Source organism: Streptococcus oralis subsp. oralis (genome assembly GCF_002096445.1).
Lineage (GTDB): Bacteria > Bacillota > Bacilli > Lactobacillales > Streptococcaceae > Streptococcus > Streptococcus oralis_N.
Genome location: NZ_NCUK01000013.1, coordinates 1,123,875 through 1,143,130 on the forward strand (window position 1 = coordinate 1,123,875; position 19,256 = coordinate 1,143,130).

At 40.6% G+C, this 19,256-nt stretch carries 19 protein-coding genes; 1 reads left to right on the forward strand and 18 read right to left on the reverse strand.

Translation table 11 applies throughout. From position 1 onward, the window contains the following. Positions 1-39: 39 nt before the first annotated feature. The 4 genes from B7721_RS08825 to B7721_RS08840 form a co-directional block, all read right to left on the reverse strand. Positions 40-1,206: a MalY/PatB family protein gene (locus tag B7721_RS08825; RefSeq protein ID WP_084878663.1), complete on the reverse strand. Its 1,167-nt coding sequence runs from the start codon at positions 1,204-1,206 to the stop codon at positions 40-42. A gap of 7 nt (positions 1,207-1,213) precedes the next feature. Continuing rightward, complete coding sequence (locus tag B7721_RS08830; RefSeq protein ID WP_084878664.1) at positions 1,214-2,308, reverse strand: cystathionine gamma-synthase; 1,095 nt, start codon at positions 2,306-2,308, stop codon at positions 1,214-1,216. Positions 2,309-2,453: 145 nt separating this feature from the next. Beyond that, on the reverse strand, positions 2,454-4,412 hold the full coding sequence (locus B7721_RS08835; protein WP_084878665.1) for a peptide ABC transporter substrate-binding protein: 1,959 nt from the start codon (positions 4,410-4,412) through the stop codon (positions 2,454-2,456). 202 nt (positions 4,413-4,614) lie between these two features. Then, entirely contained in the window at positions 4,615-6,237 is a 1,623-nt protein-coding gene (locus B7721_RS08840) for a putative polysaccharide biosynthesis protein (RefSeq protein ID WP_084878666.1), read from the reverse strand. 105 nt (positions 6,238-6,342) lie between these two features. On the opposite strand from B7721_RS08840, the gene B7721_RS08845 reads away from it, so the two are divergent. Beyond that, positions 6,343-7,788, forward strand: coding sequence for a UDP-N-acetylmuramoyl-L-alanyl-D-glutamate--L-lysine ligase (locus B7721_RS08845; protein ID WP_084878667.1), 1,446 nt, complete (start codon positions 6,343-6,345; stop codon positions 7,786-7,788). Positions 7,789-7,824: 36 nt separating this feature from the next. Here B7721_RS08845 and B7721_RS08850 read toward each other — a convergent pair whose 3' ends face one another. The 14 genes from B7721_RS08850 to rpsR form a co-directional block, all read right to left on the reverse strand. Beyond that, a complete protein-coding gene (locus B7721_RS08850) occupies positions 7,825-8,025 on the reverse strand; it encodes a CsbD family protein (RefSeq protein WP_000051185.1) in 201 nt (66 codons plus the stop codon). Between the two features lie 101 nt (positions 8,026-8,126). Further along, positions 8,127-8,777, reverse strand: a complete 651-nt coding sequence (locus B7721_RS08855; RefSeq protein ID WP_084878668.1) for a DUF1803 domain-containing protein — start codon at positions 8,775-8,777, stop codon at positions 8,127-8,129. Beyond that, the gene (locus tag B7721_RS08860; protein WP_084878669.1) at positions 8,761-9,273 is read right to left on the reverse strand and encodes a YiiX/YebB-like N1pC/P60 family cysteine hydrolase; all 513 of its coding nucleotides are present in this window, start codon (positions 9,271-9,273) and stop codon (positions 8,761-8,763) included. Before B7721_RS08860 ends, B7721_RS08855 begins: the two co-directional genes overlap by 17 nt. Before the next feature lie 85 nt (positions 9,274-9,358). Then, the gene (locus tag B7721_RS08865) at positions 9,359-10,294 is read right to left on the reverse strand and encodes a manganese-dependent inorganic pyrophosphatase (protein WP_084878670.1); all 936 of its coding nucleotides are present in this window, start codon (positions 10,292-10,294) and stop codon (positions 9,359-9,361) included. A gap of 85 nt (positions 10,295-10,379) precedes the next feature. Continuing rightward, positions 10,380-10,664, reverse strand: a complete 285-nt coding sequence (locus B7721_RS08870; protein ID WP_084878671.1) for a GIY-YIG nuclease family protein — start codon at positions 10,662-10,664, stop codon at positions 10,380-10,382. Continuing rightward, complete coding sequence (locus tag B7721_RS08875) at positions 10,654-11,403, reverse strand: tRNA1(Val) (adenine(37)-N6)-methyltransferase (protein ID WP_084878672.1); 750 nt, start codon at positions 11,401-11,403, stop codon at positions 10,654-10,656. Before B7721_RS08875 ends, B7721_RS08870 begins: the two co-directional genes overlap by 11 nt. 52 nt (positions 11,404-11,455) lie before the next feature. Then, positions 11,456-11,815 (reverse strand): S1 RNA-binding domain-containing protein, encoded by a 360-nt coding sequence (locus tag B7721_RS08880; RefSeq protein ID WP_084878673.1) that lies wholly within the window; start codon positions 11,813-11,815, stop codon positions 11,456-11,458. A 1-nt stretch (position 11,816) separates the two neighbouring features. Continuing rightward, the gene (locus tag B7721_RS08885) at positions 11,817-13,217 is read right to left on the reverse strand and encodes a bifunctional Cof-type HAD-IIB family hydrolase/peptidylprolyl isomerase (RefSeq protein ID WP_084878674.1); all 1,401 of its coding nucleotides are present in this window, start codon (positions 13,215-13,217) and stop codon (positions 11,817-11,819) included. Between the two features lie 121 nt (positions 13,218-13,338). Then, the gene (locus B7721_RS08890; protein ID WP_084878675.1) at positions 13,339-14,442 is read right to left on the reverse strand and encodes a glycosyl hydrolase family 8; all 1,104 of its coding nucleotides are present in this window, start codon (positions 14,440-14,442) and stop codon (positions 13,339-13,341) included. Positions 14,443-14,450: 8 nt separating this feature from the next. Next, positions 14,451-15,761 (reverse strand): glycosyltransferase family 2 protein, encoded by a 1,311-nt coding sequence (locus B7721_RS08895; RefSeq protein ID WP_084878676.1) that lies wholly within the window; start codon positions 15,759-15,761, stop codon positions 14,451-14,453. A 142-nt stretch (positions 15,762-15,903) separates the two neighbouring features. Beyond that, a complete protein-coding gene (locus B7721_RS08900; RefSeq protein ID WP_084878678.1) occupies positions 15,904-16,683 on the reverse strand; it encodes a hypothetical protein in 780 nt (259 codons plus the stop codon). Positions 16,684-16,689: 6 nt separating this feature from the next. Then, on the reverse strand, positions 16,690-17,838 hold the full coding sequence (gene wecB, locus B7721_RS08905) for a non-hydrolyzing UDP-N-acetylglucosamine 2-epimerase (RefSeq protein ID WP_084878680.1): 1,149 nt from the start codon (positions 17,836-17,838) through the stop codon (positions 16,690-16,692). A 436-nt stretch (positions 17,839-18,274) separates the two neighbouring features. Further along, a complete protein-coding gene (locus B7721_RS08910) occupies positions 18,275-18,784 on the reverse strand; it encodes a GNAT family N-acetyltransferase (RefSeq protein WP_084878682.1) in 510 nt (169 codons plus the stop codon). A 231-nt stretch (positions 18,785-19,015) separates the two neighbouring features. Then, complete coding sequence (gene rpsR / locus B7721_RS08915; protein WP_000068664.1) at positions 19,016-19,255, reverse strand: 30S ribosomal protein S18; 240 nt, start codon at positions 19,253-19,255, stop codon at positions 19,016-19,018. Position 19,256 lies beyond the last annotated feature (1 nt).

Below are 19,256 nucleotides of genomic sequence, written 5' to 3' on the forward strand. Positions count from 1 at the left end.
AGCCTTCTAGGAAGACTTTTCTCCTAGAAGGCTGGATTTTTAAAGTGTAGCAAAAGTGGTCACGATGCGTTGGCAAACTTCTTCCAGTACTGACTTCGGCATAGCCACATTGAGGCGGGCATGAAGAGTTCCCTCCTCTCCAAAGTCCAAACCTCGATTCAAGATAACCTTGGCTTCATTCTTCAAAAGCTCTTGCAAGCGGTCATCCGTTAGGTCATAGGCTGAAAAATCAAGCCAAATCAAGTAGGTACCTTGCGGTTTCATGACCTTAATCTTGGTTTCGTTGCCCAAAATATCCACTACATAGTTAATGTGGTCCTCGATAACTTCTTTTAGTTCTCCTAACCAGTCCTTACCATAACGGTAGGCAGCTTCTGTCGCCAAATAACCCAAGCCTGAGATTTCATGTTGGTTATTGGCCAACTGGCGTTTTTGGAAAGCCACACTAAGCTTGGGATTTTCAATAATTGCATAGGAATTCTTGGTCCCAGCAATATTAAAGGTCTTAGTGGCACTACTCAAGATAAGGGCAAAATCTTTAAAAGCGGGATCAATGGTATTGAATGACTGGTGTTTGTGACCAAAGAGAGCCAAATCTTGGTGAATCTCATCTGAAACCAACAAAACACCATGTTTTTGGCAGAGATGCCCAATCTTTTCTAACACTTCCTTTTCCCAAACACGTCCACCAGGATTGTGGGGATTGCAAAGGATATAAAGCTTCACATCCTCTTCTACCAATTGCTTCTCCAACTGGTCAAAGTCAATCTCAAACAGCCCATCCTTTTCCACCAAAGAATTGGTAATCAATCTGCGATTGTTGAGTTTGACACTGCGGGCAAAAGGTGGATAGACCGGTGTGTTAATCAGAACCGCCTCTCCTTCTTTTGTAAAGGCTTGAATGGCTGTTGAAATAGCTGGTACCACACCCTCGATAAAGACGAGGGCATCCTTATCAAAGTGATAGCCATGTTGTGTGGCTTCCCAGTCCTGAACCGACTCAATCAAAGCATCACTAGCATAGGTATAGCCATAGACCAACTGATCTGCGTAGGCTTGTACAGCTTGTCGAACTTCAGGCAAAACCACAAAGTCCATATCTGCTATCCAAGCTGGTAGAACTTCTCGATCAGCTTCCGCTTCTTTCCATTTATAGGTATGGTGCCCAAAACGATTGGGCAGGCTTGTAAAATCATATTTTCCCATATCTATCTTATCCTTCCAAAGCTTGGCGCAAGTCCGCAATCAAATCTCTGGCATCCTCAATCCCAATTGACAAGCGCAAGAGGTCATCTGTCAAGCCATAGGAATGGCGCACTTCTGCTGGAATATCCGCATGGGTTTGAGTCGTCGGATAGGTGATCAGACTCTCCACCCCACCCAAACTTTCCGCAAAAGAGAAGACCTTGAGGCTATTTAAAATATGAGGAATACGTTTTTCATCCACTACTTTAAAGGAAATCATCCCCCCACGTCCAGTATAGAGCACTTCCTTAACTGCAGGTGAATCCTTCAAAAAAGCAACCACTTCTTGGGCATTGGCTGTAGAACGTTCCATACGAAGAGGTAGAGTTTTAAGACCACGAATCAACTGATAACTATCAAACGGTGACAAGACTGCACCTGTCGTATTCAAATTGTAGAACAGTTGCTCATATAGTTCTAAACTATTAGTCACAACCACCCCAGCTAAGACATCATTGTGCCCTGCTAAGTACTTGGTGGCAGAATGAAGAACGATATCCGCACCGTCTTCAATCGGACGTTGGTAAATCGGACTGTAGAAGGTATTGTCCACCACTACCTTGGCACCCTTGGCATGAGCTAGTTTGGCTAGTTTGGCAATATCAAATTCTAACATCAAGGGATTGGTTGGTGTTTCAATATAGAGAACATCCACATCTTTCTCTAACTCAGCAATCAACTCTTCTTCTGTATTGGCATAGGTAAAATGGAAACGGCCTTCCTGCTCCACTTGGTTGAACCAACGGAAAGAACCCCCATACAGATCACGAACAGCCAAGACTTTACTTTCTACTGGAAAAACACTAAAGGCCAGTACAATCGCAGCCATTCCTGAGCTTGTCGCTAGGGCATAATCTGCTGATTCGATTGCCGCCAAGACTTCCTCCGCCTTACTGCGAGTTGGATTTTTAGTACGGGTATAGTCAAATCCAGTAGACTGGCCAAACTCTGGATGCTGATAAGTGGTTGAAAAATGAAGTGGAGTCACCAAGGCACCTGTTGCCTTATCTGACTTGATTCCCGCCTGGGCCAAAATTGTGTTGATGTGTAGTTCTTTGCTCATACAATACCTCCAAATCTATAGTAACTATTGTACCACTTATTTTTACTAACTCATTTTCTTGTTTTCAAGAGCTAGTTATAGTTTCAAACTATACAAAAACGATAGCTTCCTGAGAAACTATCGTTTTTCCTGTTGAATAGACTGGTTATTTAACGTGTTTTGCCAGTTCTTCTTGGGCTTTTTTATTTGATTCTTCTTTTTCTTTTAGCCATTTTTCTTTAGCTTTTTCATACTCATCAGTCGTTACAGTCTTATCTTGTAACTTGAGATACTTGTATGATTCGACACCCTTATTTCCAGCTTGTGAGAATGGCGATGAGAATGGAACTGTCTTTCTCAAGGTCGGTGTTCCACCCTGAGAAACGTTTGGAATTGCAAGGGCGCTATCAACGAGCCAAGCTTGAATTTCAGCATATTTTTCATAACGTTTTGCTGGATCTTGCTCCTTGTTCGCTTCTTCTAGCATTTGAGTGTAAGTATCCAGACCAACTGCCTTAGCCTTGTCATTGACCTCACCTGGTTCTAGACCAAGGTTTTGCAACATACCACCGTTATTGACATTTAAGATATCAAGATAACTTGATGGATCCAAGTAGTCCGCACTCCAACCGCCATTATAGATATCAAAGTCTTTTTGAGCTGCAGTTTGAGCTAGGTAGCTAGAGTTGTCAAAGTCATCTGTTGATAGCTGTTGGATATCGATAACCACATTCTCAGCTCCTAGAACAGATTCGATGGATTGTTTCAAAGAGCTTGCTTCAAGTACACCTTTTTTAGCTGATTGGTCTACAGATACATCCAAGTGGATTGGGAATTGCACACCCTTAGCTTCCAATTCTTTCTTAGCTTCTGCAAATTTAGCTTTAGCCTTGTCAGGATTGTAGTATGGATCTTGCGCATCTGCAAAGTTGATTCCTTGCCATTCTTGGCCATAGTTGACCATCTTTTCTGAAACAACATCGCCAAAGTCTTTTCCGTTGATACTTACAAAGGTCGGAGGTACCACTAGGTTACGAATAATCTTTGTTGCTCCTTCTTCCCCCTGAGATTGTGCTCCATAGGCTGTACGGTTATAAGCATAGTTGAAGGCTTGACGGAAGTTTTTATTCAGAACTGCTTCTTGGGTTGATTTCTTTTCGATATCTGATGTTTTAGACGTGAAATTATAAGATTTTCTGTCCAAGTTGAAGTTCAAGTAATAAGAAGTTGCATTTTGCATACTATAGATGATGTTATCCTTGTTCTTCTCTTTAATGCCTTCAAAGCTTGAGCTATTTGGATAGAGACGCGCGTAGCTATAGACTCCTTCTACAAAGTTACGTGCTAGTGCATCTTGGTCACTACCATCATAATAGGCCAATTTCACATCATCCACAAAGACATTTTTTTCATCCCAGTAGTTGGGATTTTTCTTGAATTCGATAACAGATTTTGAAACAAACGATTTCATCAAGAAAGGTCCATTGTACAAAATACTAGAAGGGTCTACCTTACCAAAGTCATCCCCTTTTGATTTTAAGAAATCTGCATTGACAGGGAAGAGAATGGTTGAAGTTGTTTTAGAATTCCAATAAGATTCTGGACGTGTCAAAGTGTACTGAACTGTTTGGTCGTCAATCGCCTTAACACCGACAGTTGAAAAGTCAGTTGTTTTCCCGTTGATATAGTCATCCAAACCTGCTACAGAGTCTTGAACAAGGTACAAGGCTTCGGATTTTTTATCAGCAGCATATTTCAAACCTATCACAAAGTCTTGGGCCGTTACAGGGGCGTATTCTTCACCCTCATAAGTATACCATTTTGCATCCTTACGCAATTTGTAAGTATAGGTCAAACCGTCCTGAGAAACAGTCCAATCCTCTGCCAATGATGGAACATAGTTACCATATTGGTCATTTTCCATCAACCCATCCACCAAATTGGTCACGATGTCATTGGTTGTTGCACGGTTTTCTGCAAGATAGTTCAAACTAGATGGATCGCTCGAATAAACATAGTTATATGTTTTAGTAGCGCTACTTGAATTTCCACATGCGCTCAGTAAGATACCTGCGCTTAACACGACACTTGCAAGTGTCAGATACTTGGCCTTAGACTTTTTCATTTCCAGAACCTCCTGTTTAAAAGTTTTGTCTTATTATACAGCTTTAGTTTTATTTAGTCAAGTAATTTCTGAAGAAAAACTTAAAAAAGCATATTTTTTGCTCTTGATTTTAGAAAAAGTTCTCTTTTTTTAAGAAAAATGTAGTATAAAAACCTTTCTGTTAAAGAAAGGTTAAATTCATTGCTTTTATTTATAAATCTTTTTACGATATTTTCAATCGTGTACGTAGTCGGTCTGCTTGAGCTTTGCCGATTATCTTGTCCAAGAGTCGTGTCCGTAGGCTCATCAAACCATAAAGACCTCCTCCAAGCCCTCCGATGAGAGCCACATAAAGGAAACTCCAGAAACGTCCACTTGGTTGGAAGACAAAACCGAGTAGCCACTGCAAGAAGCCAACTAGGATAAACATGACGAGGGTCAAGATGGTAATCAAAATGGTTCGCTTCAATATAATCTTTTGACGAGCACCTGTTACCTGGCAGATGTCTCGGTACATCAAGACATTCGGAATGATTAGTCCGATAGTCGTTGAAATCAAGGGACCGTAGCTGTGGAAAATAGCAATGGTTGGCAATTGCAAGACGATCTTAGCAATGGAACCATAGATGAAGTAAAGAACTGCCTTGCGGTTTTGGAACATAGCCTGAAGCATAGGAGACAAGACCATATACAAGCCTAGGATAGTAGACTGCAAAACTGCAAAGACAAATAAGCCCATGGCCAGACTATCTGGCTTACCGTAAAAGACTGTATAAAGAGGCTCCCCTACCATGACCACTCCAACCGTTGCCGGTAGTAGAAATAAGAAGAGCATAGTGAGGCTATCTTGGACTAGGCGAGCCGCTGCCGGTAAGTCACCTTTTACATAGTTTTCCGTCAACAGTGGCAAGCCGACACTCCCAATCGAAACTCCTACAGAGATTAAAATCATGGTAATTTTATTAGGATTGGCAGAGAAATAAGAAAACATGACAACCAAGTCTTCATTACTGTAGTTGGTAAACCACTTCATACTATTAATAAAGGTCATCTGGTCTAAAATCTGGAAGAGCTGGATGGCTGAGCCTGTCAGGATAAAGGGAATGGCTTCCTTGATGGTATCGACTAAGAGTCGCTTACTATTGATTTTATCCCGTGTTTCAAAGACTCTTTTAAGCAAACCTTCTTGGGCAAGGAAGTAGATCAAAACTGCAAAACTTGCCACCATCCCCACAAAGGCTGCAAAGGTCGATTGGGTAACGGCTGCTAGGTAGTCACCAGAACCCATCTTCATAATGAAGAAGGTTGCTATCAACATCCAGATGACACGAATCACCTGCTCAGCGATTTGACTCATAGCATAGGGTTTGAGGTTGTTCATCCCTTGGAAGAAACCTCGAATGACACTCATAGATGGGAAAATCAAGACCGCCCAAGCCAAGCTCTGCATGATGGGAATCAGATCTTTCCCCACACCTGACAAATCTGCTAACCAGGGAGAAAAGAGATACAAGACCAAGGCAAAGACTAAGCCCAAGCCCGTCATAAAGCTTAGGAAACTCCGAATCAAGGCAAAGCTATGCTCTTCTTCTAGCATGGTATTGTACTTAGCCACTTGTTTTGCGACTGCAACTGGGATACCCGCTGTTGAAATCAGCAAGAACCAGGCGTAAATATTGTAGCCCATGGTAAAGAGTCCATTTGCCTTAGCAGCATAGGTCCCCATCCAGATATACCAGGGAATAATGTAGATAGCACCAAGGAGGCGACTAATAAAGTTACTAGCTGTTAGCCAAGCAGTCCCTCGCAACATCTGGGCTTGCTGGTGATTGTTTTCGTTAGACATAGCTTCCTCATTCAATTTTGATAACTAGGAAAAGTTCCTTATCTTCCATTATAAACTTTTCCTTGTTACTTGTAAAATTCAGACTTTCGGTTTACAATAGAAAGTATGATAAAGATTGAAACCGTATTAAATATTTTAAAGAAAAATGGTCTCTTCCGTGAGATTATCAATCAGGGAAGCTACTACTACAATTACAGTGATGTCGATTTTGATAGTATCAGTTACGACAGCCGTAAAGTTAAAGAGCGAAGCCTATTTTTTGTTAAGGGAGCTTCTTTCAAAAAAGAATTCCTCCTCTCCGCTATCTCACAAGGGCTGGATTGGTATATAGCTGAGCAAGACTACGAGGTCGGTATTCCTGCTATTATCGTGAACGACATTAAGAAAGTCATGAGTTTGATTGCCATGGAATTTTATGGTAATCCACAAGAGAAACTCAAAATTCTCGCCTTCACAGGAACCAAGGGGAAGACAACTGCAGCCTATTTTGCCTATAACATCTTGGCTCAACATCATCGCCCAGCTATGTTGTCTACTATGAATACAACCTTAGATGGTAAGACCTTCTTTAAGTCTGCTCTCACAACTCCTGAAAGTATCGATCTCTTTGATATGATGGCTCAAGCTGTTCATAACGGAAGAACCCATCTCATCATGGAAGTCTCCAGCCAAGCCTATCTGGTTAAGCGAGTCTACGGCCTCACTTTCGATGTAGGTGTCTTTCTTAACATCACTCCTGACCATATCGGTCCGATTGAGCATCCTAGTTTTGAAGACTACTTCTACCACAAGCGCCTCTTGATGGAAAATAGCCGAGCAGTTGTCATTAACAGCGACATGGACCACTTTTCTGTCTTGAAAGAGCAAGTTGAACATCAAGATCATGACTTCTATGGTAGTAAGTCGAGTAACCAAATCGAGAACTCCAAAGCCTTTAGCTTCTCAGCTACAGGAAAACTCGCTGGCGATTATGATATCCAACTCATCGGTCACTTTAATCAAGAAAATGCCGTCGCTGCTGGACTTGCCTGCCTTCGTCTAGGTGCTAGTCTAGAGGACATCCAAAAAGGAATCGCTGCAACCCGAGTTCCTGGACGTATGGAAGTCCTCACACAGAAAAATGGTGCTAAAGTCTTCATCGACTATGCCCACAACGGGGACAGTCTGAAAAAACTCATCAATGTAGTTGAAACTCATCAGACCGGAAAAATCGCTCTGGTTCTCGGTTCGACTGGAAACAAGGGGGAGAGTCGTCGCAAAGACTTTGGCCTTCTCCTCAATCAACATCCTGAGATTCAAGTCTTTCTCACAGCTGATGACCCCAACTATGAAGATCCAATGGCCATTGCGGAAGAAATCAGCAGCTATATCAGTCATCCTGTTGAAAAGATTGCCGATCGCGAACAAGCCATCCAAGCGGCAATGGCCATCACTGACCAAGAACTCGATGCCGTGATTATTGCGGGTAAGGGTGCTGATCGCTACCAAATCGTCAATGGAGTGAAAGAATCCTACCCTGGTGACGCAGCTGTCGCAGAACGTTACCTATAAAATCAAAAAATCAAGGGAAGTTTTCCCTTGATTTTTTTAGTCTTCTTTCTTAAATGAGTTTTTAAGACCTTCAACGGCACCTTCTACAGCACCTTTAGCATCTTCAACAACTTCTTTTGCTTTGGCAACTGTTTTTTCTACAGCACCTTCTGCTTCTGTTTTGCTATCGCCAGTAACTTTACCAAATCCTTCTTTGATAGCACCAGTTGCTTGTTCCAATTTATTCTCAAGTGACATAGCTCTGTCTCCTTTGCTTTTAATACGATAAACGTTATCGCTTACATTCAGTTTATTCTTATTCTTTAGTAAAGTCAAACAATCTGCTCAAAAGCAAACAATTAAGACAAATAGAAAGTCAACCGTTCCTTGTCGAAATTAACAGCCAACTCATACTTCCCTTCTTCGTTTTGCACTACATAGCCCATGACGACCAAACTATCCACAAAGATATCACGACGTTTCTGTATCAGCTGGTCTTTTTTTAGAAACTTCAGTAAAAAGGTTGTCATATATTTGAGGGCATACTCAGGGTTAACATCTCCTAAAATATCATAGAGTTTCTGCTGTTTTTCTGTCAAAGGATATTGGTGCTTGACCTTGTAGAAATAATTAGACAGGGACATTTTTTGTCTTGCAAAGTCCGTACGTTCAACTAAAATAGCTGCATTGGTTTGATTGCGCAATTCTGTCTCATAAGTCTTCTCTAGCAAGGCTTGATAGACTGGACTGTCCTCTCCGATAAAAATTTCTTGGTCAAGGGCTAAATTATCCGTAGATTCTAAAAAAGGGAGATTGAGGAAATAACGTTTGTTTTCCCTTAGGATCAAACCTGCCTTAATATACTCTTCCATGAGCTTATCAACTGCTACATCTGGAAACTGAGCCTTGATTTCTCGGAGGATCACATCATCATGCTGGTCCAGATAGTCCACCAAATCTATAAAAAATGGCTGCCGAGTCAAACGGGAGGGATTAAAAATCTGAATCATGAAGATTCCTTTCTTTACATTCTAATAGAGGGGATGCTGCTAGTCGACTAGGATTGGTCCCTGGTTGATTCAGAGGCACTGGAAGTTCGAGTTTCCTGTAGTATTCCCTCCAAAAATCACTGATCTCCTGCTTCCCGTCCCCAAATTTCATGGGAATAGTTTCAAAAATCGGTAGGATTTCAGCGATGTACTGGGAGCAGTAAAAGCCAGACCCATCTGGATAAAACGAGCTATTATATGGAGCACCTAGATGCTGGCAAGCCTTCTCCTTTACCAAGTCAACTTCCAGCTCTGGATAGACATAAAGATCGTAGAGATGAGTCGGTTCAAAAAAATCAGCTGGTTCTTGACAAATGACCCCTGCTTGCCCACTAGCATGGTAGATCAAACCGTCCAAAAAGATGGCTACATGACTATAGTTCCCCGTAGAAGCCTGGATAGCCTGCCCCATATCTGAAAGGTTCTTCACAAAAATCAAATCACCATTTTCTAACATCTTTCTCTCCTAGAAAAAAAGGAGCCGAAACCCCTTTAGCTATATAGAAAACACTGTTTTCTATTTTGAAATAATACCCAAAATTTTAAGCATTAAAGCTTTCAGTCAACTGTGGCACCACTTGTTTCTTACGTGAAACAGCACCTGGAAGGAAAGCGTGGTTGTTTTCAAGTTTGAAGTTGAAGGCAGCTTCCACCTTGTCCATGTTTGATCCAAGAGAAAGGATTTCTGAGTTTGAGTTGACGATGTCTGTAATCATCAAGACAAAGTCAGAGTAGCCATTTGCTGTATTGGCAGCTTGCATTGCAGCTTCAATTTCAGCTTGGCGTTCCAAGACTTCAGCAATATCAACTGTATTGACTTGGGCAACACGAACCTTATTTCCGTTGAGTTCAAAAGTCTTAGCATCGATGTCAATCAATTCTTCAGCAGATTTGCTAGCCAAGTTTGTACCAGCTTTCAGCATAGCAAGACCGTACTCTTCCAAGTTGACACCAGCCAATTCAGCCAATTCAGGAGCAATGACTTTATCAGATGGGTGAGTTGTTGGAGATTTCAAAAGAAGGGTATCTGAAATCAAACCTGAAAGCATCAAACCTGCGATTTCTTTAGGAACAGCTACACCATGTTCTTTGAACATGCGGTAAACGATAGATGAAGCTGATCCAACTGGTTCCAAGCGCATGTAGAGCGGGCTGGCAGTTTCAAAATTAGCCACACGGTGGTGATCCACAACTCCGTAAACTTCTACTTCAGCAATATCTGACACTGATTGTTGGAATTCATTGTGGTCAGTCAAGATGACTTGTTCTGCACCTTCTGCTTTAGCAGATGTGATGACGCGTGGTGCTTCTACATCAAAATAGTTCAAAACGAAAGCTGTTTCTTCATTAGGAGTTCCAAGTGCTACTGCTTCTGTGTCCAATCCATAAGCCTCTTTTGCAAGATAGGCAAAGGCTACAGATGACCCGATGGCATCTGAGTCTGGATTTTGGTGACCAAATACTAGAATCTTAGACATGATAATACCTCTTTAAATTTATTCATCTTATTGTAGCACTTTTTTCCTCTTTTGACAAAAGTAAGAGGAGTCAAAGGACTCCTCGTTAGATATCAATATGGTTGACTAGATTTTTCTCTTGATTTTCGGATAAAAATCGTTCTTTCTGTGGACGTTTCTTACGTTTAAGGAGAGCTTCTGCAGACATGGCTTCTTCCTTGCTAGCAAAAGCCTCCACATAGATAAGTTTGACTGGTAATCGAGCTCGGGTATACTTGGCTCCCTTACCACTATTATGAACGGAAAGGCGCCTCTTCACATCCGTTGTATAGCCCGTATAATAAGAACCGTCGCGACACTCTACCACATACATGTAGGCTTTATGATCCATAGTAAATCTCTTGAATTTCTGGTGTATAGGAACCATCATCATTGTGAACGATGAGAGGTGGTAAGACCTTAAAGCCACTCGTTGACCCATCCTTGATAGCTTCGATTAAGAGCATATTGGCCTCCTTCTCACGTTTAGGATAGACAAATTGCAGGCGCTTGGGTGCCAAATTATGGCGTTGAAGCATATCTAAGATATCCAAGAGCCGATCTGGACGATGAACCATGGCCAAACGGCCATTAGACTTGAGAATACTCTGAGCACTTCGACAGATTTCTTTCAGGTTAGTCGTAATTTCGTGTCTGGCCAGAAGGTAGTGTTCACTCTCGTTCAGATTGGAATGCGGATCCACCTTGAAATAAGGCGGATTGCATAAAATCATATCCACCTTACTTCCTTGGATATGAGCAGGCATATTTTTCAAATCATCGCAAATAACCTGCATCTGCTCTTCCAAGCCATTCAACCGAACCGAACGCTCTGCCATATCCGCCAAGCGCTCCTGAATCTCTACAGATATTATCCGCGCCTGAGTACGTGAACTAGCAAAAAGTCCCACTGCACCATTTCCAGCACAAAAGTCCACAATTAAGCCATTTTTAGGAAAGCGAGGAAAGCGTGATAAGAGAACACTATCCACCGAATAGCTAAACACTTCTCTATTTTGAATGATCTTGATATCTGTCGAAAAGAGCTGGTTGATTCGCTCTCCTGATTTTAATAATTGTTCTTCTTTCATACTTTTATTATAACAAACGATGTTAATATTACAAATATTTTAGATAATCGTATTATGGCTTCTTCTTTAAATGTTCTAATGCTTCACGCGTCCAAACAGGCATCATTCGAGCAAGGGGCGCAAAACCATGCTTGATCCGATCATTTGAAAAACATCTCCGTCTTGGCAATTGATGTTTTTCCTCTTCCAAGGTACGGATAGAAAGACTGGCCTTTCCAGTGTATTCGTCAACATCCACCACCTGAACTTGGACTTCATCACCAATTTTTAAAATGTCATAGATATTTTCAATAAATCCCGTCCGAATCTCCGAGATGTGAATCAGCCCTGTCACCCCTGTCTCTAACTCAACAAAGGCACCATAGGGCTGAATTCCTGTAATACGCCCAGTTAGCTTATCACCAATTTTCATTCTAGTCCTCAATTTCAATCGTTTCAATTACTACATCTTCAACTGGTTTGTCCATTGCGCCAGTCTCAACAGCTGCAATGGCATCCAAGACCGCAAATGATTCTGCATCTACCAATTGCCCAAAAACAGTATGACGACGATCAAGGTGAGGAGTTCCACCTTGCTCTGCATAAATCTCAGCAATTGGTTCTGGCCAGCCACCACGCGCAATCTCTTTCTTAGAATACGGCAAATGTTGGTTTTGCACGATAAAGAACTGGCTACCATTGGTATTTGGACCCGCATTGGCCATAGAAAGGGCACCACGGATATTATAGAGTTCTTCAGAAAATTCATCTTCAAAAGAGTCACCGTAGATTGACTCTCCCCCCATACCAGTACCAGTTGGGTCTCCACCTTGGATCATAAAGTCCTTGATAATTCGGTGGAAAATCACACCATCATAGTAACCATCTTTTGACAGAGCAACAAAGTTAGCTACTGTTTTGGGAGCATGTTCAGGGAAGAGTTTGATACGCAAGTCTCCGTGATTTGTCTTAATGGTCGCAAGAGGACCTTCTACTGTTTCAATGTCTACTTGTGGGAAATGCAATTCTTTTTCTACCATACCAAATCCTTCTAAGGCATCAAAAATGCCATCTTCTTCTACTGTTTTTGTAATATAATCTGCTTTTTCTTTGATTTTATCATGGGAAACTCCCATGGCAATACTGATTCCAGCATAATCAAAGAGTTCCAAGTCATTGAGACCATCCCCAAAGACCATGACATTCTCTGGTTTCAAACCTAAGTGCTCCACCACCTTGGCTACACCAGTTGCTTTGGATCCTGAAATCGGAACGATATCAGATGAATGTTCATGCCAACGCACCATGCGAAGTTTACCAGAGAGACTATCTGGTAACCGCAAGTCGTCCCCTTTATCCTCAAAGGTCCACATCTGGTAAATATCTGCTTTTTCATGAAAGTCAGGATCCACACCCAAGTTCGGATAAATCGGATCAATAGCCTCACTGATCAGTTCTGTTCGCGTGGAGAGTTTGGCGTCATGACTGCCAACCAAACCATATTCAATTTCCTCTCGCTTAGTCCAAGAAATGAACTCCTCAACATCTGACTTGTCAATCTGATGTTGATAAATGACCTGGCCTTTTTTATCTTCGATATAAGCCCCATTTAGGGTTACAAAAAAGTCCGGTTTGAGCTCACGAATCTCTGGAACAACACCGAAAATACCACGTCCAGAGGCGATTCCTGTTAAAATTCCTTTTTCACGCAACTGTTTAAAGACAGTGGGAATTGTAGCTGGAATAAAACCTGTCTTTGACGTACGCAAGGTATCATCGATATCAAAAAAGACGATTTTAATCTTCTTTGCCTTGTATTTTAATTTCGCATCCATCTCTCTACCTCTTTTTTATCACTCCTTCCATTATACCATAAACCTTAGGAAATTCCTTTTTTGAAAAAAGATGAAAACCTATCAAAAAGAGAGCCAGTTGAACTAGCCCTCACTTTTCATCCTAGAACATCTCTAGAGCAATCATGGTAATCATCGTTGCATCATAGTAGTTGTCCAAAGGTAAATCTTGTGTGAAAATGTATTTATTTTGCTGAAGAAGTTTCAGATAACCTTCTCCCTTGTCAGACGCATAGGTAATCGGTGCCAAGAAACTACCTGCCTGATATTGATTGAGGGCCGTTCCGTTCAAGTCATAACCAGCATAAATGCGTTGCTCTTTCATAAAGAAATCCATCATCTTTTGAACGAGTTTTTGGCTTCTTTCATCCTGGCTCTGTGACAGGTGATAAGGCAAACGGCAAGCGTTATAAGAGTACGCCCCATCATATTGAGATTCGATAGTGTTGGCATCAACAAGACGTGCCCCAGACTTCTCGGCCCAGATAAAGTCTGGCAAGAGACCCGTATCAGAATGAGAACTGATTTGCTCTAGTTGGCCAAGCATCTTATCCTTAATATCTAGCCATTGTTTATCACCAGTTAGATTATAAAATACTTGGAAATAATGAGGTAGTGTATCAGATGTTCTCATCAAATAGTAAAAATCCGTATTTTTTTTCGCCCAATTTCCTACCTTTAGAACACCAGTCTCCTCGTTATAATTAAAGCGAAGAATATCAATCAAAATACTTTTGGCTTGATCTTCATATTCCTGTGCTTTATCTGGCCACTGCTTGGCAGCTTCAATCAAGGAATAGGCGATGTAGAGATCACCATCGGTTGCGTTTTGTTTTTCAACCGTTTCGCTATCATTCTTGATCACTTGCTTCCAAGACATCAACTGCGTCCCCTCGATACGATGATTCTGGTAATAGCGATAAAGGCGATTAAAATCTGCTTGACTTGCCTGACCTTTTTGGGCTGCTAGAACTGTTATGAGCATGCCGTAACTTTGGGCTTCTGATAGAACCGTCGTTTCCTCAGAATCATTCGTCGTACGAACATAAGACTGATCGCCTTTTGTAACAAGGAACTGTTGGCTCCATTGGCTGTAAATTCGATTACGCATCTCGATTTTAGTCCTTCCTCTTGCTAAAAACAAGGTTAAACAAAAGATGGAAAGGATGAGCACAAACCAGACATATTTTAATTTATTCGTTTTCATAGAACCTCCTATCCTGCAAATCGCTTGGTTTTAACCCACTTGGTTTCTTTTCGTTGGAGTACTTTATCCAGCACGATTGAAGAAATGGAATCAATGGATACAACGATAAACATCTGTGCATAAGAGAAATAGGCTGCCAGGGCCAACCAGATTTGTTTCGTCGTCGCTTGTCCAAATTGACTTGCCAATGCTATCATAATTTGCATCAAATAGAGACCAATCATGAGAATCCAGTTGAAGAGCATGAGCTGGGCAATGTAGATATTATCCGCATCAAAAGCAAATGGAACCCTAACATCTGGTATGAATAGGTTCAGGCAAATTGCTAGCACATTCGCTAGGAAAATCAAATCCGAGAGGACAATGGCAAAGTTAAACCAAAAGAAGACACAGGAATAGTTAAAGACTTCTAGTTTGACACGCCAGTTTGCTCTGCTAAATAAATGCTTAAAGTTCGAGAGAACAACTTCATAATTTCCTTTCGCCCAACGTTTACGCTGCATATAGTAACTCTTTAAGGTCTCAGGTTCTTGTTGGAAAGCCTCTGAATTATAGGCAAGGGCAATCAATTTCCCACTCTGCATGATTTTGAAGGAAATATCGGTATCCTCAGTTAAGGCACCATTTTTCCAACCACCGATACTCTTTACAAAGTCGGTTTGAATGATGAAGTTGGTTCCTGGGATACGACCAATTTTAAAGAGATGCCACATCCCAACGTGGTGCACGCGCTGAGTAACAACGATTTCCTGGTTGATACAACGAGTCAAGAAATTTTGATTGGCATTTCGAGTCTTGTTTCGACCGAAAGATGCCACGTGACGTTCTGGATCCTTCATCACTTCTTTTACAAGAAAATAAAGAGCATTTTGTTCAGGCATGGCATCCGCATCATAAACACAGATGTATTCGCCTGTTGCCATCTCCAAAGCATCATTTAAAACGCCTGCTTTTCCTCCCGTACCAGTACGGTCGATAATAGTCAGATTTCTTCCTGCATATTCAGGCATGGCTTGTACAGACAAACATTCTGCATAGGTGTTATCCGAACAGTTATCCGCAAACAAGAGCAACTCCACACGGTCGTGCGGATAATTCATGTCTAAGATAGCTTTTGCTGTTTGGGCAATAACCACATCCTCATTATGGGCAGGAACAACAATGGTAACCTTAGGATAATAAGGTAGCGGCGAAGTGTCTACACGAAAATCACTATGTTTAAACCAAAAGTGAACAGCTGAAAAGAGAATTACCAATCCCCAAGCTAGAGAAATCCAAATTGTAAGCAAGGTAAAAATCATTAACATTTGACTAATCATGATTCACCGCCTTAAAATTTTTGTTCACTCGATGGTAAAGAATATTGTATGCAATAAATAGTATGATAAAACAAATGCCAAAGGCGAGACTGAGTCCCAAAGCAATACCAAAAAATAGTTCGGTTAAAGTCATGTTTCCCTCCTAATATTCTACAATTACATCTGTCTCTAGTTGACGTTTGAGATGACTGGCAACATCTGCGTAGTCTTGGTATTTATCTTTATTATCAGAGTTAATCACCAAATAGCCTGTTTGGAACTGAATTCCTTGATTGCCATCTTCTCCATGAAAAACTAGACTGCTTAGTTTCTCCTGCAAACCATTAAAGTAAAGTTCCTTCAAAGAATGTTGGTTAGTACTCGATAGAACGAGAAAATTACCATCCGAAACGTAATAGAGTTTATCATTGTAACTCAATTCCTGAGCAATTCCCTCTTGAATGCGACTGAGCATCTGGTTATGTTCTTTGGGTTTAATCTGGAAAAACAAATCTTCATGTGCCCAATGAATCAATAAGGACTGTACCGTCACATCACTTTGTTCAGTGACCATAGCTTGGTAATCTGCTCGAGCTTCGTCTTCCTGTTCTTGGACCTTTGAGGTCACCTTGAAGAAATAATAACGAACCTTAAGTAGAATTCCAATCAAAAGTGGAAAACTGATCAATAAGAAAACCAGTTGAATGATTGGGATATAAACCATACCCGCAACCAAAACGATAAGTCCAAAACCAAATGCTAAGATAAGGGTCCAAGTAAGCAAAAGGTCAGATAATACCAACACTGCAAACAAGGCTAAAGCTAAAAACAAGATTTGTTCTAAAATGATTGCTCGAGCATACAAAAAACAAAGCACCAAAAGAATGACCTCACAAGCAAGCAAAGCCATAAGCCAGTTTTTAAATTGACTCCAATTTTTCATTTTATCTTATTTCCCCCTTTTGAATTCAGATACAGAAGTCGCTACACCAAAGTACTGTTGAATGGATTGTACGATTCGTTCAGAGGCTCTTCCATCTCCATAAGGATTTGGTGCCTGAGACATTTTTCTATAAAGAGTTTCATCTGTTAAGAGTTCTGCCATAGCATCTTTGACACGTACTGGATCAGTTCCAACTAGTTTCAAGGTTCCTGCACGAACACCTTCTGGACGTTCCGTCGTGTCACGAAGAACAAGGACAGGTTTGCCGAGAGAAGGCGCCTCTTCCTGAACACCTCCAGAGTCAGTCATGATAAAATAGCTTCTTGAAGCCAAATTATGAAAATCAAGTACATCTAAAGGCTCAATCAAGTGAATGCGCTCATGACCAGCTAGAATATCCTTTGCTGCTTCTTGCACAGCAGGGCTAAGGTGAACAGGATAAACAACTTCAATTTCCTGATGAAGATCGACCATCTCACGTAAAGCTGCAAAGACATTTCTCATTGGTTGACCTTGATTCTCACGACGGTGCATGGTTACCAATACAAGTTTCTTATCTGGATCCAATTGATCTAGAACATCATGATAGTAATCCGATTGAACGGTTAGTTTCAAGGCATCAATGGCTGTATTTCCCGTAATGACAATAGCAGACTCAGGGTGATTTTCCTTGAGGAGATTTTCCTTACTCTCACTAGTTGGAGCAAAATAGAGATCCGCTAGGTTATCAGTCATCTGACGATTCATTTCTTCTGGGAAAGGAGAATACTTATCAAAGGTCCTTAGACCAGCTTCAACGTGGCCGATACGTACCTGATTATAGAAAGCAACTAAACTTGCTACAAAAGTTGTTGTTGTATCTCCATGAACAAGAATCATATCTGGAAGTTCTTGCTTAACAACTGGATCAAACTTTTCTAAAATTTTTCCAGTAATATCTAAAAGGGATTGATTTTTCCCCATAATATCCAGGTCATAATGTGGCTCGATGCTAAAAGTTTCAAGAACTTGATCTAGCATTTGGCGATGCTGAGCTGTCACAACTGTGATCGTCTCAATGCTGTCACTATGTTTTTGCAATTCTAACACTAAAGGGGCCATTTTAATAGCTTCTGGTCGTGTTCCAAAAACAACCATCACTTTCAGTTTCTTCATTATGCTATCCTTCTACTATAATAAAATTTGATAAATCATATTAATTTGTATATCGAATAGTCCCAATTTCAATTAATTTGACTTTCATAATTATTTTACCGTCAATTTATTTATATGTCAAATTTTTTCCAAATTATATTATTTCATTTCATTTAATTTTAACATTCTGTAACTTTTTTGTAATGATATCGTTTACAACTAAAAACAGCCCATTCTTCGATATATTTCAGATTTTTTTCAGAAAATACGACAATACACAAACTATTATTTATATGTCTTGTTATATATTTATATTTGTATTGATGTTTCAAAAAATTATATTTTATCACTTTGAGGAATAAATTAAACAATTTCAAACAAAAAAATCCCTTTTTCGAATGAAAAAGGGACTGTGATTGTTTACTATATTTAAAATTTAAATCTTATAAAATCTGTCTTAAAACAAATATTTTGACAGATACAAGACCAATTCTCCGATATCTTCACAAACCGCATTCATTTCCAACGGCTGATTTCGATACCAAACGCCTGAACCATCTGGAATATAGCCTCGTTTGATGTACAATCTCTGGGCAGGTCCATAGCCTGAGTGCAAACCTACACCCAACGTCACTTTGTCTGAAAAAATCTTAACTCGATTTTCTGCCTCTTCCATCAAGAGGTTTCCAATACCTTGATTTTGAAAGGGCTCAAAGACATTGAAATCTGAAAGTTCTGGAGCCATTCCAGAAAAGGCGCCCTGCTTGGCATCGGGTAAAATCGTAATGTAACCCGCTAAAGCACCCTCAACCTCTGCAACTAAGACTTCTCTCTCCCCACATTCTTGTTCAAGAAAATATCTAGCCAAAATTTCTTCTCTACCCGGCCAACCTTGGCTGATAAATCCTCGAGATAGATCTTTAATGTCAGATTCTTGCATTTTTCTAATTGAACATGTCGTCTTCATAAGTTGCTCCTTTATAGCTTTCTTCTACCATTATAGCACGATAATAAAGATTAAAAGAAAAAACCTAGTAAGACAAAAGAATCTTACTAGGTCAACAGGGAATCCTTTCTAACAAAGTCCTATAAAAATCTGAAAAAGAGGTCCACCCAGACCGAACTCGCCTTCTCATTTCAAGGCTCGTGAAAAAAAGACCCGTAAGGGTCTGAAAAAGAGGTCCCCCGGACCTCTTTTTTAATCTTCGTTTACGAAAGGCATCAAAGCCATTACGCGAGCGCGTTTGATAGCTGTTGTTACTTTACGTTGGTTTTTAGCTGAAGTTCCTGTTACACGACGAGGAAGGATTTTCCCACGTTCTGAAACGAAACGGCTAAGAAGCTCAGTATCTTTGTAATCAACATATTCAATTTTGTTTGCTGCGATGTAATCAACTTTTTTACGGCGTTTGAATCCGCCACGACGTTGTTGAGCCATG

Bases quoted from the DNA above. Each gene is read 5' to 3' on its own strand.
- B7721_RS08825 (WP_084878663.1), bottom strand. From the start codon at position 1,206: ATGGGAAAATATGATTTTACAAGCCTGCCCAATCGTTTTGGGCACCAT.
- B7721_RS08830 (WP_084878664.1), bottom strand. From the start codon at position 2,308: ATGAGCAAAGAACTACACATCAACACAATTTTGGCCCAGGCGGGAATC.
- B7721_RS08835 (WP_084878665.1), bottom strand. From the start codon at position 4,412: ATGAAAAAGTCTAAGGCCAAGTATCTGACACTTGCAAGTGTCGTGTTA.
- B7721_RS08840 (WP_084878666.1), bottom strand. From the start codon at position 6,237: ATGTCTAACGAAAACAATCACCAGCAAGCCCAGATGTTGCGAGGGACT.
- B7721_RS08845 (WP_084878667.1), top strand. From the start codon at position 6,343: ATGATAAAGATTGAAACCGTATTAAATATTTTAAAGAAAAATGGTCTC.
- B7721_RS08850 (WP_000051185.1), bottom strand. From the start codon at position 8,025: ATGTCACTTGAGAATAAATTGGAACAAGCAACTGGTGCTATCAAAGAA.
- B7721_RS08855 (WP_084878668.1), bottom strand. From the start codon at position 8,777: ATGATTCAGATTTTTAATCCCTCCCGTTTGACTCGGCAGCCATTTTTT.
- B7721_RS08860 (WP_084878669.1), bottom strand. From the start codon at position 9,273: ATGTTAGAAAATGGTGATTTGATTTTTGTGAAGAACCTTTCAGATATG.
- B7721_RS08865 (WP_084878670.1), bottom strand. From the start codon at position 10,294: ATGTCTAAGATTCTAGTATTTGGTCACCAAAATCCAGACTCAGATGCC.
- B7721_RS08870 (WP_084878671.1), bottom strand. From the start codon at position 10,664: ATGGATCATAAAGCCTACATGTATGTGGTAGAGTGTCGCGACGGTTCT.
- B7721_RS08875 (WP_084878672.1), bottom strand. From the start codon at position 11,403: ATGAAAGAAGAACAATTATTAAAATCAGGAGAGCGAATCAACCAGCTC.
- B7721_RS08880 (WP_084878673.1), bottom strand. From the start codon at position 11,815: ATGAAAATTGGTGATAAGCTAACTGGGCGTATTACAGGAATTCAGCCC.
- B7721_RS08885 (WP_084878674.1), bottom strand. From the start codon at position 13,217: ATGGATGCGAAATTAAAATACAAGGCAAAGAAGATTAAAATCGTCTTT.
- B7721_RS08890 (WP_084878675.1), bottom strand. From the start codon at position 14,442: ATGAAAACGAATAAATTAAAATATGTCTGGTTTGTGCTCATCCTTTCC.
- B7721_RS08895 (WP_084878676.1), bottom strand. From the start codon at position 15,761: ATGATTAGTCAAATGTTAATGATTTTTACCTTGCTTACAATTTGGATT.
- B7721_RS08900 (WP_084878678.1), bottom strand. From the start codon at position 16,683: ATGAAAAATTGGAGTCAATTTAAAAACTGGCTTATGGCTTTGCTTGCT.
- wecB (WP_084878680.1), bottom strand. From the start codon at position 17,838: ATGAAGAAACTGAAAGTGATGGTTGTTTTTGGAACACGACCAGAAGCT.
- B7721_RS08910 (WP_084878682.1), bottom strand. From the start codon at position 18,784: ATGAAGACGACATGTTCAATTAGAAAAATGCAAGAATCTGACATTAAA.
- rpsR (WP_000068664.1), bottom strand. From the start codon at position 19,255: ATGGCTCAACAACGTCGTGGCGGATTCAAACGCCGTAAAAAAGTTGAT.